We start from the raw sequence: 17,481 nt of genomic DNA on the forward strand, positions 1-17,481 counted from the left end.
CAATCGCCAGCAAGCCGGTTCCTACGGGCTTGTGTAGGAGCCGGCTTGCTGGCGATGAGGCCAGAACTAACGCCCCTGTTTCCAGAGATACGCACCCACCAGCATCCCGACCCCACACAGCACCGCCACGTAATAAGCCGGCCCCATCGGGCTTTCCTTCAGCAGCAGGCTGACAATCATTGGCGTCAAACCACCGAAAATTGCGTAGGCCACGTTGTACGAAAACGACAAGCCGCTGAAGCGCACCACCGGCGGGAAGGCCTTGACCATCACGTACGGCACCGCACCGATGGTGCCCACCAGCAGGCCGGTCAGGGCGTACATCGGGAACAGCCAGTCAGGATGGTCGGCCAGGCTGTGGTAGAAGGTCCAGGAACTGGCCAGCAACGCGGCGCAACCGAACACGAACACCCGGCCCGCGCCGAAGCGATCCGCCAGGGCGCCGGAAACGATGCAGCCGATGCTCAGGAACACGATTGCCACGCTGTTGGACTGCAACGCGGTGGTGGGCGAGAAGTGGTAGACCGTTTGCAACACGGTCGGGGTCATCAGGATCAGCACCACGATGCCGGCAGACAACAGCCAGGTCAGCAACATGGAGATCGCGATCGCGCCACGATGGTCACGCAGCACGGCGCGCAGTGGCACTTCTTCGGCCAGAGCCTTGCGCTGTTGCAGTTCGGCAAACACCGGGGTCTCGTGCAGCCAGCGGCGCAGGTACACCGAGAACAGGCCGAACACACCGCCCAGCAGGAACGGGATCCGCCACGCGTAATCCGAGACTTCCACCGGCGTATAAATGCTGTTGATCGCGGTGGCGACCAGAGAGCCCAGCAGGATGCCCGCCGTCAGGCCACTGGTCAGGGTCCCGCAGGCGTAGCCGACATGCCGTTGCGGCACGTGTTCGGAAACGAAGACCCACGCGCCCGGCACTTCACCGCCAATCGCAGCGCCCTGAATCACGCGCATCAGCAACAACAGAATCGGTGCCCACATGCCGATCTGCGCATAGGTCGGCAGCAAGCCCATGATCAGGGTCGGCACGGCCATCATGAAAATGCTCAGGGTGAACATTTTCTTGCGCCCCAGCAGGTCGCCGAAGTGCGCCATCACAATGCCGCCCAGCGGCCGCGCCAGGTAGCCGGCGGCGAAGATGCCGAAGGTCTGCATCAGGCGTAGCCATTCAGGCATGTCCGCCGGGAAGAACAGTTTGCCCACTACCGTGGCAAAGAAGACAAAGATGATGAAGTCGTAAAACTCCAACGCGCCACCCAGGGCCGACAACGATAGGGTTTTATAGTCGTTGCGGGTCAGCGGACGTGCGGATTGGCTTGGCTGCGCGATACTCGAGGGCGCTGTGGTCATGGCAAGGGCTTCTCTAATAGTCAGATCTGCCGCCCCAACAACGCTGGCAAGGGCTCGGGCAGGTCCGCACCATAGCAAATTGTTCGAAAAAGCACATAGAGGCGCGTATTTGACGGTCAAAATGAGAACCGGACGGTCGTCTCGGAGTCTACCGACCGATATACTCGCAATCTTGCTGCACTTTGAAAGGGTTGCTGTGCGAAAACGCCTGTCAGGTTCATAGGCGATTTCGCAGAGTTTCCCTTTAGGCGCCTTATGGAAAACGTGACGAACGTAGTATGTTCGGTGCTGAATCGTTTTTCCCGAAGACGGCTACCACCAGCAATACCAACGAAGAGTCACGGGTCAGAGGCACCCCCGGCATGATAGAGCTCGAACAAGAAGATCCGATCCCGCAAGGCGACCTGGCCCTGCAAATCACCGCGCTGCCGCGCGAAACCAACGGCTTTGGCGATATTTTCGGCGGCTGGCTGGTGGCGCAGATGGATTTGGCCGGCACGGCAATGGCCAGCAAGGTGGCCGGTGGTCGCGTGGCGACGGTTGCGATCGATCGCATGGCGTTCCTGGTTCCAGTAGCGGTGGGCGCTCAGCTCTCCTTCTATACCCAGGCCCTGGAAATCGGCCGCAGCTCGATCAAGATGATGGTCGAGGTCTGGAGCGACGATCCGCTGTCCAGCGAATGGCGTAAAGTCACCGAAGCGGTGTTCGTGTTCGTGGCCATCGATGGCAGCGGCCGCACCCGTTCGGTTCCGCCTAGAGCTCGTTAAACCAGGGCTGCGTTAAACCTGACGATCGCTTCGCGGTCCATTGCACTCCTGTTACTGATCGAGAGCTGTCCCATGAACACGCCCAACGTTGAAGCCGTGAAACTGGATGAACTGAACTGCTGGCGCATCCGCCACGGTCAGGCCGAATTGCTGGTTGCCCAGCAAGGCGCGCACATCCTCAGTTATCAGTTGGCTGGCCAGCCGCCAATCATCTGGCTCAACGATGAGGCGGTGTTCAAGACCGGCAAAAGCATTCGCGCCGGTGTGCCGGTGTGCTGGCCGTGGTTCGGTAATCTGGCGCGCAACCCGCAGAGCGTTCAGGCAATGCGCGTCAGCAACGAACCGGCGGCGGCTCATGGTCTGGTGCGTGCAATGGACTGGGAACTGGTCGGCATCGAAGCCGAGGGCGAAAGCCTGAAGGTCGAATTCCTCCTGCCCTACCCCGAAGGTGGCCTGCCGGGCTGGCCACATCAGGTGGACTTGAAGCTGAGCATTCGTCTGGATGAACAGCTGCACATCAGCCTGACCAGCCACAACCAGGGCACCGAAAAAGTCACCATCAGCCAGGCGCTGCACAGCTATTTCGCGGTCAGCGACGCGCGCAACGTGCATGTCGAAGGGCTGGATGGCTTGAGTTACATCGAGACGCTGGATGACTGGAAAACGGTCACCCAAACCGGTGACCTGCACTTTACCGGCGAGACGGATCGCATCTATCTCGATACACCTGCGAAGCTGAGTATCGTCGACCCGCAATGGGAACGGCGCATCGAGTTGACCAGCAGCGGTTCACGCTCGGCGGTGATCTGGAACCCGTGGATCGATCGTGCTGCGGCGCTCAGTGACATGGCTGACGATGGCTGGCAGCGCATGCTGTGTATCGAGACGGCGAATGTGATGGGGGATGTGGTGAACCTGGCGCCGGGCGCCAGTCACACCCTCGGCGTCAGCATCGGTAGCAAACCGCTGTAAACCTACAGGAGCCGGCTTGCTGGCGATGGCGTCCTCAAGATCGCTATCGCCGCAAACCGGCTCCTACGGTGTTTTTACAAATCCGACTCTTTCACCACTCGCACCTTCGCTGCATCCAGCGCATACGCCGCATCGGCCAAATCATTGCTGACCTTCTCGATTTTCAGCGTGCCGGTCACCCACAGCGGCGTGTAGATGTCGTTCAGCTTCAAACCCTTCGGATAGCGCACCAGCACCAATTGATTCGGTGGCGGCGGCGGCACGTGGATACAAGCGCCCGGATACGGCACGAGGAAGAACAAGGTGCTGTGCCCCTTGGCGTCGGACTCCAGCGGTACCGGATAGCCACCGAGACGGATGTTTTTGTCATTCATCGACGCCACGGTTTTGGTCGAATACATCACCGCCGGCAAGCCTTTGCTCTGCTTCATGCCACCCTTTTCGGTAAAGGTGCCAGTGGCTTCGGGGGAGTTGTGGTCGATTTCGGGCATGGCTTCGAGGGCCTTTTGATCCGACTTTGGCATCAGTTCGAGCCAGTCGGTTTCCGGCAGCTCGCCGGCGTGGGCAAGGCCCGTACCCAGGAAAAGAAGAGACAACAGAAGACGGCGCATGAAGGTGCTCGGTAAAGGAGAGGACTGTGAAACGCCGAGCATTCTAGCCCTCCCCACACATTTGGCAGAGAGGGCTTTGTCGCTTGATCAGTTCTTTTTGATCAGGCCGTAGATCACCAGCAAAATCACAGCGCCAACCAGGGCACCGAGGAAGCCAGCGCCTTGGCCGGCCTGGTAGAAGCCCAGGGCCTGGCCGCCGTAAGTGGCCGCCAGCGAACCGCCGATACCGAGCAGGATGGTCATGATCCAACCCATGCTGTCATCGCCCGGTTTCAGGAACCGCGCCAGCAGGCCGACGATCAAGCCGATAAAGATGGTTCCGATAATTCCCATGGCATTTCCCTCTGAATGGATAGTTATGCGAAAGCCTAGTCAGACTTTCGCATCCTGCCATGAGAGAACGGCGGCCCCTTAATGGTTCCGCCGCTGCCACATGAAACTGTTTTACTCGGCGATGAGCGCTTCGACCTTGAGGATCTGCGCGGCGAGGGTTTCGCGATCTGCACAACGCAGGTTGGCGTGACCGACCTTGCGGCCGACCTTGAATGCCTTGCCGTAGTGATGCAGATGGCAATCGGCGATCGCCAGGACCTTCTCGGTCTCCGGTACTTTGCCGATGAAGTTGAGCATCGCGCTCTCGCCGACCTTGGCCGTCGATCCCAGCGGCAGACCGGCAACCGCCCGCAGGTGGTTTTCGAACTGGCTGCACTCGGCGCCTTCAGTGGTCCAGTGCCCGGAGTTGTGCACACGCGGGGCGATTTCGTTGGCTTTGAGGCCACCGTCGACTTCAAAGAACTCGAACGCCATCACGCCGACGTAATCCAGCTGCTTGAGCACACGGCTGGAGTAATCTTCGGCCAGGGCTTGCAGCGGGTGGTCGGTGCTGGCCACGGACAGCTTGAGGATGCCGCTGTCGTGGGTGTTGTGCACCAGCGGGTAGAACTTCGTTTCACCATCGCGAGCACGCACGGCAATCAGCGAGACTTCGCCGGTGAATGGCACGAAGCCTTCCAGCAGGCACGCCACGCTGCCCAGTTCGGCGAAGGTGCCAACCACGTCTTCAGCGGTACGCAGGACTTTCTGGCCCTTGCCGTCGTAACCCAAAGTACGTGTCTTGAGCACGGCCGGCAGACCGATGGAAGCCACGGCGGCGTCCAGATCGGCTTGCGACTGAATGTCAGCGAACGCCGGGGTGGGAATCCCCAGGTCCTTGAACATGCTCTTTTCGAACCAGCGATCGCGGGCGATACGCAGGGCCTCGGCGCTTGGGTAGACCGGAACGAATTGCGAGAGAAATGCCACGGTTTCAGCCGGAACGCTCTCGAACTCGAAGGTCACCAGATCGACTTCATCGGCCAGCTGACGCAGGTGATCCTGATCGCTGTAATCGGCGCGCAGATGCTCGCCCAATGCAGCAGCGCACGCGTCCGGCGCCGGGTCCAGAAAAGCGAAGTTCATGCCCAGCGGAGTCCCCGCCAGCGCCAACATGCGGCCCAACTGGCCGCCACCGATTACACCGATCTTCATCGTCAACAACCTCAGGCGATGCGTGGGTCTGGATTTTCCAGGACGCTGTCTGTCTGCTCAGCACGGAAGGTTTTCAGCACTTCGTGGAACTGCGGGTGCTTGGCGCCAAGGATACTCGCCGACAACAGCGCGGCGTTGATCGCGCCAGCCTTGCCGATGGCCAGGGTGGCGACCGGAATGCCCGCAGGCATCTGCACGATAGAGAGCAGCGAATCGACGCCCGAGAGCATCGCCGACTGCACCGGCACGCCCAGCACCGGCAGGTGGGTCTTGGCCGCACACATGCCAGGCAAGTGGGCCGCGCCACCGGCACCGGCGATGATCACCTCGATGCCACGCGCCTCGGCTTCTTCAGCGTACTGGAACAGCAGGTCCGGGGTGCGGTGCGCGGAAACCACCTTCACCTCGTAAGGGATGCCGAGCTTTTCCAGCATATCGGCGGTGTGGCTAAGGGTGGACCAATCGGACTTGGAGCCCATGATCACGCCAACCAATGCACTCATCGTCGTGCCTCTTCTCTCTGGGCGCCCGCAGGCGCATCAAAAAACAACAAGCCACGCAAAATGCGTGGCTTGATTGTACGAATTATGGCCGGTCGTAACCGGCCGAAGGCCGCGCAGTATACCTCAATGGAGCAGATAAACAGCCCCCGAATCGACCATCCGTCATACAGCGCAAAGCGCCGGTTTTATTGACTCAGAGGTCAGCCAAAACACACTGCAAATCCCTTGCAGGAGCCGGCTTGCTGGCGATCAAGTCGACGCGGTCTAACCTGACACACCGCGTCGCATGGATCGCCAGCAAGCCGGCTCCTACGGGTTGATGGAGGTTTGCGCGGCGCCGCCTTCGAGTTTGCGCCACAACAACCGCACGTTAGCCTTGCGCACCAGCGCGCAGCGGTACAGACGAATCTCCAAAGGCACATGCCATTGCGGGCCACCGCAAACCACCAATTCGCCGCGAGCCAGTTCGGCGCGTACGCTGAGTTGCGGCACCCAGGCAATCCCCAGCCCTTCCAGCGCCATGCTTTTCAGGCTGTCCGCCATCGCGGTTTCGTAGATCGTGGTAAATCGCAGCGCCCGTTGGCGCAGCAGCAGGTTCACCGAACGCCCGAGAAACGCGCCGGCGCTGTAGGCCAGCAGCGGCACACTGCCCTCGCCTTCCAGGTCGAACAACGGCTTGCCGTCGGCGTCCGCCGCGCAGACTGGCAGCATTTCGGTGTTCCCCAAGTGCAGTGACGGAAAGATCTCTGGGTCCATCTGCATGGCTGCGTCGGGGTCGTAGAACGCCAGCATCAAGTCGCACCCGCCTTCACGCAGCGCATGCACCGCGTCGCCGACGTTGGTCGCGACCAGCCGCGTAGCGATGTTCAAGCCTTCGTTGCGCAGCTGCGCGATCCAGCGCGGGAAGAAACCCAGCGCCAACGAGTGAGCGGCAGCAACTTGCATCACTTCACCCTGCCCGCCTTCCAGGTGATGAAGGTGGCGCAGCACTTCGCCGAGCTGTTCGACCACGGTGCGCGCGGTGACGAGGAACAACTGCCCCGCCGCTGTCAGCTCGACCGGCGTGCGCGAACGGTTGACCAACGTCAGCCCCAGCGCCGCTTCGAGACTGCGGATTCGCCGACTGAACGCAGGTTGGGTCACGAAGCGACGTTCCGCGGCCTGGGAGAAGCTGCGGGTGGCGGCCAGGGCACTGAAGTCCTCCAGCCATTTACTTTCCAGATTCATCACGCCCTCCCGGACACGCACCAAATTAGGTCACACGCTCGCCGTCAACGCGGCGTCACACGGGCATTATGCCGAATGTGCATAGGCCAGTGTTTAACAGCATTGGCCCAAAATTCTCCACAAGCCTAGCATTTGCAGTGTTCCGGCACAGACCGGGTCCATATTGAGATGATTTCTATCATGTCCTCCGCTGCATCATTCCGCACAGAAAAAGACCTGCTTGGCGTACTCGAAGTACCGGCTCAAGCGTATTACGGCATCCAGACCCTGCGAGCGGTGAATAACTTCCGTCTCTCCGGCGTTCCGATTTCGCATTACCCGAAGCTGGTTGTCGGCCTGGCGATGGTTAAACAAGCCGCCGCTGACGCCAACCGCGAGTTGGGTCACCTGAGCGAAGCCAAGCACGCTGCCATCAGTGAAGCCTGTGCACGATTGATCCGCGGCGACTTCCACGAAGAGTTCGTGGTGGACATGATTCAGGGTGGCGCCGGTACTTCCACCAACATGAACGCCAACGAAGTGATCGCCAACATTGCCCTCGAAGCAATGGGTCACGAGAAAGGCGAGTACCAGTACCTGCACCCGAACAACGACGTGAACATGGCGCAGTCCACCAACGACGCCTACCCGACGGCAATCCGTCTGGGTCTGCTGCTGGGTCACGACGCGCTGCTGGCCAGCCTCGACAGCCTGATCCAGTCGTTTGCCGCCAAAGGTGAAGAATTCAGCCACGTCCTGAAGATGGGTCGTACCCAGCTGCAAGACGCCGTGCCGATGACCCTTGGCCAGGAATTCCGCGCCTTCGCCACTACTCTGGGCGAAGACCTGGCACGCCTGAAAACGTTGGCACCTGAGCTGCTGACCGAAGTGAACCTCGGCGGCACCGCGATCGGCACCGGCATCAACGCCGACCCGCGTTACCAGCACCTGGCCGTTCAACGTCTGGCGACCATCAGCGGTCATCCGCTGGTGCCAGCTGCCGACCTGATCGAAGCCACCTCCGACATGGGCGCCTTCGTGCTGTTCTCCGGCATGCTCAAGCGCACCGCGGTGAAGCTGTCGAAGATCTGCAACGACCTGCGCCTGCTGTCCAGCGGCCCTCGCACCGGCATCAACGAAATCAACTTGCCGGCGCGTCAGCCAGGCAGCTCGATCATGCCAGGCAAGGTCAACCCGGTTATCCCGGAAGCCGTAAACCAGGTGGCATTCCAGATCATCGGCAACGACCTGGCCCTGACCATCGCGGCCGAAGGCGGCCAGCTGCAACTGAACGTGATGGAGCCGCTGATCGCCTTCAAGATCTTCGACTCGATCCGCCTGCTGCAACGCGCCATGGACATGCTGCGCGAACACTGCATCACCGGCATCACCGCCAACGAAGCGCGCTGCCGTGAACTGGTCGAGCACTCGATCGGTCTGGTGACTGCACTGAACCCGTACATTGGCTATGAAAACGCCACCCGCATCGCCCGTATTGCCCTCGAAAGCGGCCGCGGCGTGCTGGAACTGGTGCGCGAAGAAGGCTTGCTCGACGAAGAAATGCTCGCCGACATCCTGCGCCCGGAAAACATGATTGCTCCGCGTCTGGTTCCGCTTAAAGCCTGAACCGACGCGTTAGTTGTAGCACCGCTCACCAGGTCGAGGGACTAGACACCTCTCACCTTTTGAGGGCTTGGAGATCAATCTCCAGGCCCTTTTTTTTAAAAGCGAAAAGATCGCAGCCTGCGGCAGCTCCTACAGGGGCCGCATTCAAATGGAGGAGCTGCCGCAGGCTGCGATCTTTTGATCTTCGTTTCACCGCATGCACCACAACCGTGCAGACGGACGGCACTCCCATCGGTATAGTGCCGCCCCTCTTCACGTGGGCGGTCGTCGGTAGCGAGACCTGAACCCATGCGAAACCCGAACTAATAACAAACCCGCGATATGAAACCGGGACGGACATCGACCCACCTGTTGTGCCGAGTGCCAACTGATGTAACTCGATGTGTCTGACCGGCCAGCATTTGCCTACACAAAAAACAGCGAGGAATAATCCATGCTCGAAGTCATTAACGACTTCCTCTCAGGGAAAGTACTGATCGTGCTCATTGTCGGGCTCGGTAGCTACTTCACGATCCGCTCGCGTTTCGTTCAATTGCGTCACTTCTTCCACATGTTCGCGGTGTTCCGCGACAGCCTCAAAAGCAGCGCCGGGCAACTCAGTTCGTTCCAGGCACTGATGCTCAGCCTCGCCGGCCGCGTCGGCGCGGGCAACATCGCCGGTGTCGGCATCGCCGTGACCCTCGGCGGCCCGGGCGCGGTGTTCTGGATGTGGGTGACCGCGCTGGTCGGCATGTCCAGCAGCTTCTTCGAATGCTCCCTCGGCCAGCTCTACAAGCGCTGCGACTCCGAAGGCCAGTTCCGTGGTGGCCCGTCCTATTACATTCAGCACGGCCTGCAAAAACGCTGGCTTGGCATGTTGATGGCGTTCCTGTTGCTGGTGACCTTCGGGTTCGCCTTCAACGGCCTGCAAGCCCACGCCGTGACTCACTCGCTGAACAACGCATTCGGTCTCGACACGACTTACACCGGCATCGGCCTGGCCGTGCTGCTGGGCCTGGTGTTCATCGGCGGGATCAAGCGTATCGCCAAGGTCGCCGACCTGTTGGTGCCGGTGAAAACCCTGGTGTACATCGGCGTGACCCTCTACGTGATCGTCCTGCAATTCGACCACGTACCGGGCATGTTGATGACCATCGTCAAGAGCGCCTTCGGTCTGGACCAGGCCTTCGGTGGCCTGATCGGCAGCGCCATCATCATGGGCGTGAAACGTGGCGTGTTTGCCAACGAAGCGGGCCTGGGCAGCGCGCCGAACGTGGCAGCGGTCGCAGCGGTCGAGCACCCGGTGGCGCAAGGCGTGGTTCAAGCGTTCAGCGTGTTCCTCGATACGTTCGTGATCTGCACCTGCACGGCGTTGCTGATCCTGCTCTCGGGTTTCTACACCCCGGGCTTCGAAGGCGACGGCATTGCCCTGACCCAGAACTCCCTGGCCGCCGTGGTCGGTGACTGGGGCCGGATGTTCATTTCCGTGGCGCTGGCGTTGTTCGTGTTCACCTCGATTCTCTACAACTACTACTTGGGCGAGAACAACCTGCGCTTCCTGATCGGTGAAAACCGCAAAGCGCTCATGGGCTATCGCGCGCTGGTACTGGTCCTGATTTTCTGGGGCGCCATCGAAAACCTCGGCACCGTGTTCGCCTTCGCCGACATCACCATGACCCTGCTCGCGTTCGTGAACCTGATTGCGTTGTTCCTGCTGTTCAAGGTCGGCATGCGCATCCTGCGTGACTACGATGACCAGCGCGCTGCCGGAATCAAGACCCCAGTGTTCGACTCGAGCAAGTTCCCGGATCTGGATCTCGATCGTCAGGCCTGGCCGGCGAATCCACCAGCGGCTTCTCAGGCTCAGCCCGGGCTGCAAGGCGTGACCGCAGCGCAACGCTGATCGGTTAAAGTGCGCCATACCTTGTAGGAGCGAGCCTGCTCGCGATGCGGCCATCACGTTCAACATCCATGTTGATGATCAGGCCGCCATCGCCAGTAAGCCGGCTCCTACAGCACGTCATTGTTCTTGGAGCAGCGCCATGAATTCTTCGACCTATCCTGCCGGCCAGCACGTCATGGTGCTCTATACCGGTGGCACCATCGGCATGCAGGCGAGCGCCAACGGCCTGGCCCCGGCGTCCGGTTTCGAAGCGCGGATGCGCGAGTACCTGCACAGCCAGCCTGATCTCGTGGTGCCGCAATGGCGCTTTCGCGAGATGTCGCCGCTGATCGACAGCGCCAACATGAGCCCGGCTTATTGGCAGCAACTGCGTGAAGCAGTGGTCGACGCCGTAGATGTGCAAGGCTGCGACAGCGTGCTGATCCTGCACGGCACCGACACCCTGGCCTACAGCGCCGCCGCCATGGGTTTTCAATTGATCGGCTTGAACGCCCGCGTGTGCTTCACCGGCTCGATGCTGCCGGCCGGCGTCACCGACAGCGATGCCTGGGAAAACCTCGGTGGCGCATTGGTTGCCTTAGGCGAGGGCCTGGCCCCGGGCGTGCATTTGTACTTCCACGGCGAACGACTGGACCCGACCCGGTGCGCCAAAGTGCGCAGTTTCGGTCGGCACCCGTTCAAGCGACTGGAGCGTCAGGGCGGCGGTGTGAAAGCGGCTTCGATTCCGCCGCAACTGCATTACAACCAACCCAGGCAACTGGCGAACGTCGCTGTGTTGCCGCTATTCCCCGGCATCGGCGCCGAGGTGTTGGATGGCTTGCTGACCAGCGGGATTCAAGGCCTGGTGCTGGAATGCTACGGCAGCGGCACGGGGCCCAGTGACAACCCCGATTTCCTGGCCAGCCTCAAGCGTGCGCAGGAACAAGGCGTCGTGGTACTGGCGGTCACGCAATGCCATGAAGGGGGTGTCGAGCTGGATGTCTACGAAGCCGGTAGCCGCTTACGTGGCGCGGGAGTTCTGTCCGGTGGCGGCATGACCCGTGAAGCCGCGTTCGGCAAGCTCCATGCGCTATTGGGCGCAGGGCTGGATAACGCCGAAATACGAAATCTCGTGGAACTGGATCTGTGCGGTGAACTGAGCTGAACCCCACTCCGGCATATACATAATTACCACCCTCTCCAAATCGTGACTCCCTAGCATGGAAGCGGCCTTGAGGCCTGACCTCAGCCGCTTCCATTACTTTGAAACGCAGGGATGCACGATGAGTACACCAGTCTTAACCACCACACCCGATACCCGCGCTCGCCATAACCCGACCGATACCCTGATCACTCAACTCAGTGTCGGTCCCGACTTGCGCGACGTAGCCGCGGTCCTGTTGCGCCAGCACTTGCGCAAGCTCTATCCCACGCTGGATCTCGACCCGACCATTACCATGGTCGGCACGCCCACATGGTTGATCGTCAATGACCAAGTCGTGTCCGGGTTCCCCACGTTCCAGGCATTGACCGACATTCTCGCTGCCCAGGTCGTGCACGGCGTTCCTGCACTGTACATCGAGGGTGAGCACTTCCTGGCGCAACAACCGATTACCGAGCCCGAGATCCATCTGCCGGTGCGCATCGACGAAATCGCCAACCTGATCAACCTGCTGGCACCGGTCATGCTCACCGCCTTCCAGGAACAACAACTGGCGTTCTGGAATGCGCCCGAAAGTGGTTCGCAGCCACGTTGGCACGAGCTATCCAAGACCTTGCGCGAAGTCTGGAATATTGATCGGATCGGGGGCTGGGATAACGATGACTGCGAGATGGCGCGTAGCTTGTTTCGCGCCCCGGATCTTGCGAGCAGAAAGCTCAACGATCCCTACAAAAGCAACGCTTATCTGATTGGCATCGACCTGGTCGATGGCGAAAAGGTCACACACCTCAATGAGGTGTCGATTGTCGTGCTGATCGGCACGCACAAAGGGCGCACGATCATCCTTGCCCACTCGTTGCTCAAGGGCTTTCAAAAATTCGACTCCCTGGAAAAGCTCGGTGCCACCTTGCCTGAGCATGTCAGCACGGCCGAGCCCGCCCAGAAAATTCAGTGGCGACTGCTGGAGCCCCTCGACAGCATTTTCGATTACCAGGCTTGCGCGTTGATCTCCATCCAGATCGACGTGATTGGCGCCATGGATTTTTCTCTCCCTGCAACCGCCAATCCGAACAAGCTCCCGTCTACCCCGACACCCGAAGTGGATGACAGTGTCAAAAAAACAGGACCGGGTCTGGACTGGTTCAAGGATGCACTGCCTGACTGGCTGAGTACGGCGTCGCTCTCGGATCTGAACAACTACTCGCGACATCTGAAGGATCTGGCCGCGCTGCACAGTCAGAACGAGGGCAAATCCTACATGGACGGAATCCTGCCCATCCGCCAGTACGCACTGAGCAAATTGAACGCACTCCATGCCAGCAAACTCCTGGAACATGCCAAGGTTTTGCAAGAGGCCCCAGAGTTGGAAACGGCGCTTGAGTCGATTCAGCTTCGGGTCAAGAGCCCCGTTATCTGGGGGACGTTCACCGTCCCGGGCAAGATTGATACCTTCAACTTCAGTGTTGCCGACCTTGCCTTGCAAAACCTGATTGCATTGCCTCTGGGCGACAAGACGCTGCATTCCACCCGCGGCAAAACGCTTCCCGCATGGCTAACCGTCAAGTACATCGAAGAACTGATCAGCCAGGCGGACATCGGCTCAACTTACCCGGAACTGATCAAAAGCGAACTGATCGATAACTCGCCAGAAGCCTTGCGCCGACAAACCCTGTTCACCCAACACCTGCGCATCCAGTTACCGCTGCAGGCTTTGCAATGCAAGATTCGCGAAGAGAACGGCATCGATGCACGCGGGTACCGTTACGTCGCCGCCGCGATGGAACCCGAGACCGACAATCGCGTGGTGGAAGGCCAGACCATCGTCATACGGCCACTGACCTTCGCACCCAAACGCCGCAAAGACGGCTCGCAGGACGAGGTCGCCAACATGTTCGTGATCGGCCCCGAGGACTCGGCAGCCGGTCCGTGCCTGCTCTATCGGCCGATGCTCGATCAGCCACTGAGTCAGTACCCATCGCCGAGCAACTTGCTGTACGCCATTCAGCAATCGGCCAGCCTGCGGGACACGATGCTGGCCTGGCTACCGGAAGACGTCAGCAGCGACTACGCCAATTACGTGTTTCCAGGCACGCTGCCTTCACCCTGGACCATTACCGATTTCTTGATCGACCCGGACAAGCTCACGACAATGACCGGGCCAATGGGTCTGGGTGGAAAAGCGCTTGAGGGCGATTTGCCCGAAGCCCTGTTCAAGGCCAATGCTCAGGCGTTGGTGACGCTCGCCGATCGTCAGTCGGTTTCGAACGCCGAAAACCGCTGGGCCAGTTTCAAGCAGGCCGGCTGGATGCTGTTCTATTCAGTTCTTCCGTTTCTGGGGCGTACCGTCGGCATCGGCGCCTGGATCTGGCAAGTGATGGATCAGCTTCAAGAGCTGCACGAGGCCCATGAGAAAGAAGATACGCAGGCGCAATGGGCGGCGCTCACGGATGTACTGCTCAATCTCGGAATGGCGATCACGTTACATATCAGTACCCGAAGCAACATTGATCCGCGTCTGGCGAAGGAGTTAGCCACGACCGAGGCACCCAAGCTTCCGGAATCGACGGAGAAAAAAATCAGCGTCGAGCAACTGAGCAAAAGCGCCCCCCATCAGGTGTCCAATCTCCAGCAAGGGGTCAGCATCAGCGGCGCTGCGAATCGAACGCCCGCGAGCCTCGCGACCGTGCTTGATCATTTCAAGATCACCCGTCCAGAGGGGCTTGGCACCGCCAACACCGAAGAAGGCGCCTATAAACATCTCTACAGCCTCAACAGCAAATGGTACGCCCCGGTGGGACCGAACTGGTTTGAGGTCACGGTGGATGAAAACGGCACCGTTGTGATCATCGATGCAAAAGAGCCCGCCCGTTCTGGCCCGGCCCTGGCCCACACCCTGCCAGGACAATGGGTGGTTGATGTTCGCTTGCGCCTGCGCGGCGGCGGCTCGACGAGCCTGACCCGCCTGGCCGAGACCGAAGGCCAGCGCGAAGCCACGGAACTGCGCACAAAACTCACGGCTTTCGAGAAGCGTAAAGCGACGGCCCAGCAAGAACTCCAGAAAGCTCACCAGGCAATGAGCAGCGCTACCGCTGACGAGGCTCAAGCCAAACGTCAGCTCTACCTCCAGGCACTGGAATCCCAACGCGCGGAATACGCGGCAGCGCTAAGCAATCTCAAATCGCTGCATGTCTTTTCGCCGACGGCGGACTATCAACAAAAATCCCTTGGCTATCTCAAGGCCCAGCTTGAGCTGATAACCGCCGGTGTTGGCGAAGCGCTCACTGTCTTCACCCCGAAATTGCGGGCCGTTCTGAATCAAATCGACCGTCAGTCCGAGGACCGGCATGATCGTCAAATCCCGGCGGTTCGACAGTTGATTGAGCTGAACCAAGACATGATTTCGCGCCTGGAGCAGATTCAGGAACGGTTTACAGAGCTCAAGCGCCTCGAAAAAGAAGGGCTACGGGTGATTCAGAACAGCCGATCGAAGCTCCCCGGCTATTCACTCGATGACCTCAAGGCCCTCCAGGTGACACTGGCGCGCAACGTATGCCTGCCGGAAAACTCGGTGGCGACGGCGGCCGAGGCCTGGCTCACCATCGACCAGATCGTCGACACCGCCGACATTGTCGTGCAAACCCTGCGCGACACCCTGAATGAACGCAGCATCAGCCGGCTCGACGAGCGAATCGACTCCCTGAACGATCTGATCGAACAGTTCAGCGTCATCGACGAACGTTTGCTGGACTTCAAGACAACGTTCTCTGCGCAAACTCTGGAAGCGCCGGTAAAGAAGCTTCGCCTGCAGCTCGACGAATTCCGTCAGCGCGCCGAGCGCAATCTGGTGTTGGTGCTCGACGAAAGGGAAATTCTCAGAAGTCGTCCTGCACTGCCTGTGCAACCGCCAAGGCCAAAGAAACAGTTCATCAGGACGCGTTACAACGGCGTGCTCATCGGCGAGCCGCGCTTGTCGGATCAAGGGTTGGAGACCAACCTCGTCGATATCAAGTCCCCCTCACCGATAAGGTCATTGCCACTTTCCATCAGAAAACACCGGGGGTCTGGGTCGAGCGAGTCAACCCCCCCAAAACAGCCACCGCGGCACCGAACCTTGAGATCAGTCTTAACAAGGGCCAATCCCTGCTCGATTCACTGGCAGCGTTCAATACCCGCATGACCGAATACATCAAGCAGCCAGGGCGCTCGCCGGGAGGGATCGAATACCTGTTTCACCAGTACGCCCTGCAAATGGAGCAGACCAGCAGCGACATCGAGAAAGCCTTGACCAGCAGTAACGCTACAGAGAGCAATAATCTCCCGGCAGCGACCGTCAACAAGGCCCTCACCGAAGCAGCGGAGAATCTCTACCAGCAAGCGACTAACAACATGCTGACGATGATCAAGCAACAGCCTCCTACAGTCCCCGGTGTTGAGTGGCTCAACAATAACAATGCAATCAGTGTTGCAAAAACCGTCACTCGACGTCGTCTCAAAGGAGGCAAAACCTTGTACCTGGATGAGTACAGCATCACCGACCGCAAAACCCGGCAAATACTCTGGTATGCGCACTTTCTGAACTCGACATCCTGGGTGCCGGCAAAATCCTTCGTCTACGCACGCTTGAAAACGCCACATGAACAAGGGCTGGGCATGGCCGCCGACTCGACTCAGGGATTGAGCGGGCCTCAACGCCTTGCGCACTACCGCAGCATGATCGGGCTAGAGCAGGCCAAGCGGCTGTTTTTCAGCACGACCTGAAGCATCCCGGGTGTCGGCTTTTTGCTAACGTTCAAGCGCCCTTGCGAAAGTGAGGGCGTTGAATCACGGCACGCTACTTGCTCCGTCCCGATCAAACAAATGACGGGTACTGCCCATGCTCCACTCACACCTCACAACGCTCAACGCCGTTTCGCTGGTGCTCGATGCCTTCAAGGCCGAGGGTCTGTCCAGCGATGCGTTGTTGGCCGGAAGTGGCATCAGCGCTGCGGATCTGAACCGTGCCGACACGCGCATCACCACCAATCAAGAGATGCAGGTCTGTGCCAATGCCGTCGCGCTCAAGCGTGACATCGGCCTGGAGTTGGGTCGGCGGATGCACGTTTCCTGTTACGGCATGCTCGGTTACGCATTGCTCACCAGTGCCACCTTCGGTGACGCCTTGCGTTTGGCGATACGCTATCCGGCGTTGCTGGGAACAGTTTTCGAACTAAGCCTGGAAGACGATGGCGAACGTATCTGGTTCGTGGCTGCCGATTATCGCGAGAGCCCGGCAATGGCCGTGTTCAACGCCGAGTTTTGCCTGGTTTCGCTGAAAGTCACCTGTGACGACCTGCTCGGGCATTCATTACCGCTACTGGCCGCACGCTTCGAGCACGCTGCGCCCGACTATGAGGCGACCTACGCCGAACATTTCAATTGCCCGCTGCACTTCGGGGCACGGGACAACGCCTTTGCCTTCGACAAGCGCTGGCTCGACCAGCCATTGCCGCTGGCCGACGTCATCACCCATCAAGCCATGGCCGAACGCTGCCGCAAACAGAACCTCGAATTCACCGGGCGCCAGGCGTGGCTGGGGCGAATTCGACAGTTGCTCAGCGCACAATTGAACGCGGCGCCAGGGCTCGAAGGCCTGGCCGAGCAGATGAATTGTTCGGCGCGTACATTGCGTCGGCATCTCAAGGACATGGGGTGCAGCTATCAGGAATTGCTCGACGAATTGCGCTTTGAGCAGGCCAAGCAAATGCTTTGCGAGGATCATTTGCCCATCTATCAAATCGCCGAGGCACTGGGCTTCAGCGAGACCGCGAGTTTCCGCCACGCGTTTGTGCGCTGGAGCGGAGTAGCGCCCAGCCAATTCCGCCCGCAGCACCGGCCCCTGTAG

Annotated in this window: 14 protein-coding genes; 8 read left to right on the top strand and 6 right to left on the bottom strand. The window is 59.9% G+C overall.

The genetic code is table 11. The annotated features are described in order from the left end of the window. Positions 1–66: 66 nt before the first annotated feature. Entirely contained in the window at positions 67–1,365 is a 1,299-nt protein-coding gene (locus NL64_RS17525) for an MFS transporter (RefSeq protein WP_034149338.1), read from the bottom strand. 362 nt (positions 1,366–1,727) lie between these two features. Between NL64_RS17525 and NL64_RS17530 the strand changes: the two genes are divergently transcribed. Then, positions 1,728–2,132, top strand: coding sequence for an acyl-CoA thioesterase (locus NL64_RS17530; protein WP_007942704.1), 405 nt, complete (start codon positions 1,728–1,730; stop codon positions 2,130–2,132). Positions 2,133–2,204: 72 nt separating this feature from the next. Next, positions 2,205–3,104, top strand: a complete 900-nt coding sequence (locus tag NL64_RS17535; protein WP_034149339.1) for a D-hexose-6-phosphate mutarotase — start codon at positions 2,205–2,207, stop codon at positions 3,102–3,104. Positions 3,105–3,178: 74 nt separating this feature from the next. Here NL64_RS17535 and NL64_RS17540 read toward each other — a convergent pair whose 3' ends face one another. From NL64_RS17540 to NL64_RS17560, 5 genes are all read right to left on the bottom strand, one after another. Beyond that, positions 3,179–3,715, bottom strand: a complete 537-nt coding sequence (locus NL64_RS17540) for a DUF3299 domain-containing protein (protein WP_034149340.1) — start codon at positions 3,713–3,715, stop codon at positions 3,179–3,181. An 87-nt stretch (positions 3,716–3,802) separates the two neighbouring features. Then, positions 3,803–4,048 carry a GlsB/YeaQ/YmgE family stress response membrane protein gene (locus NL64_RS17545; protein ID WP_033059272.1) on the bottom strand — a complete coding sequence of 82 codons (246 nt, stop codon included), beginning with the start codon at positions 4,046–4,048 and terminating at the stop codon, positions 3,803–3,805. Positions 4,049–4,159: 111 nt separating this feature from the next. Continuing rightward, positions 4,160–5,242: a 5-(carboxyamino)imidazole ribonucleotide synthase gene (locus NL64_RS17550; protein WP_034149341.1), complete on the bottom strand. Its 1,083-nt coding sequence runs from the start codon at positions 5,240–5,242 to the stop codon at positions 4,160–4,162. An 11-nt stretch (positions 5,243–5,253) separates the two neighbouring features. After that, on the bottom strand, positions 5,254–5,745 hold the full coding sequence (purE, locus tag NL64_RS17555; RefSeq protein ID WP_034149342.1) for a 5-(carboxyamino)imidazole ribonucleotide mutase: 492 nt from the start codon (positions 5,743–5,745) through the stop codon (positions 5,254–5,256). A gap of 309 nt (positions 5,746–6,054) precedes the next feature. Then, positions 6,055–6,972 carry a LysR substrate-binding domain-containing protein gene (locus NL64_RS17560; protein WP_034149343.1) on the bottom strand — a complete coding sequence of 306 codons (918 nt, stop codon included), beginning with the start codon at positions 6,970–6,972 and terminating at the stop codon, positions 6,055–6,057. A gap of 180 nt (positions 6,973–7,152) precedes the next feature. Between NL64_RS17560 and aspA the strand changes: the two genes are divergently transcribed. The 6 genes from aspA to NL64_RS17590 all read left to right on the top strand — a co-directional run bounded on the left by aspA (position 7,153) and on the right by NL64_RS17590 (position 17,481). Next, the gene (aspA, locus tag NL64_RS17565) at positions 7,153–8,577 is read left to right on the top strand and encodes an aspartate ammonia-lyase (protein ID WP_034149344.1); all 1,425 of its coding nucleotides are present in this window, start codon (positions 7,153–7,155) and stop codon (positions 8,575–8,577) included. A gap of 433 nt (positions 8,578–9,010) precedes the next feature. After that, positions 9,011–10,459 (top strand): alanine/glycine:cation symporter family protein, encoded by a 1,449-nt coding sequence (locus NL64_RS17575; RefSeq protein ID WP_034149346.1) that lies wholly within the window; start codon positions 9,011–9,013, stop codon positions 10,457–10,459. Between the two features lie 139 nt (positions 10,460–10,598). After that, positions 10,599–11,603, top strand: coding sequence for an asparaginase (locus NL64_RS17580; protein WP_034149347.1), 1,005 nt, complete (start codon positions 10,599–10,601; stop codon positions 11,601–11,603). A 118-nt stretch (positions 11,604–11,721) separates the two neighbouring features. Next, entirely contained in the window at positions 11,722–15,777 is a 4,056-nt protein-coding gene (locus NL64_RS17585; protein ID WP_367379621.1) for a dermonecrotic toxin domain-containing protein, read from the top strand. Beyond that, positions 15,774–16,358 (top strand): hypothetical protein, encoded by a 585-nt coding sequence (locus NL64_RS30995; RefSeq protein ID WP_367379622.1) that lies wholly within the window; start codon positions 15,774–15,776, stop codon positions 16,356–16,358. Before NL64_RS17585 ends, NL64_RS30995 begins: the two co-directional genes overlap by 4 nt. Before the next feature lie 115 nt (positions 16,359–16,473). Further along, positions 16,474–17,481: an AraC family transcriptional regulator gene (locus tag NL64_RS17590; protein ID WP_034149348.1), complete on the top strand. Its 1,008-nt coding sequence runs from the start codon at positions 16,474–16,476 to the stop codon at positions 17,479–17,481.

Source organism: Pseudomonas fluorescens, from assembly GCF_000802965.1.
Taxonomy (GTDB): Bacteria; Pseudomonadota; Gammaproteobacteria; order Pseudomonadales; family Pseudomonadaceae; genus Aquipseudomonas; species Aquipseudomonas fluorescens_A.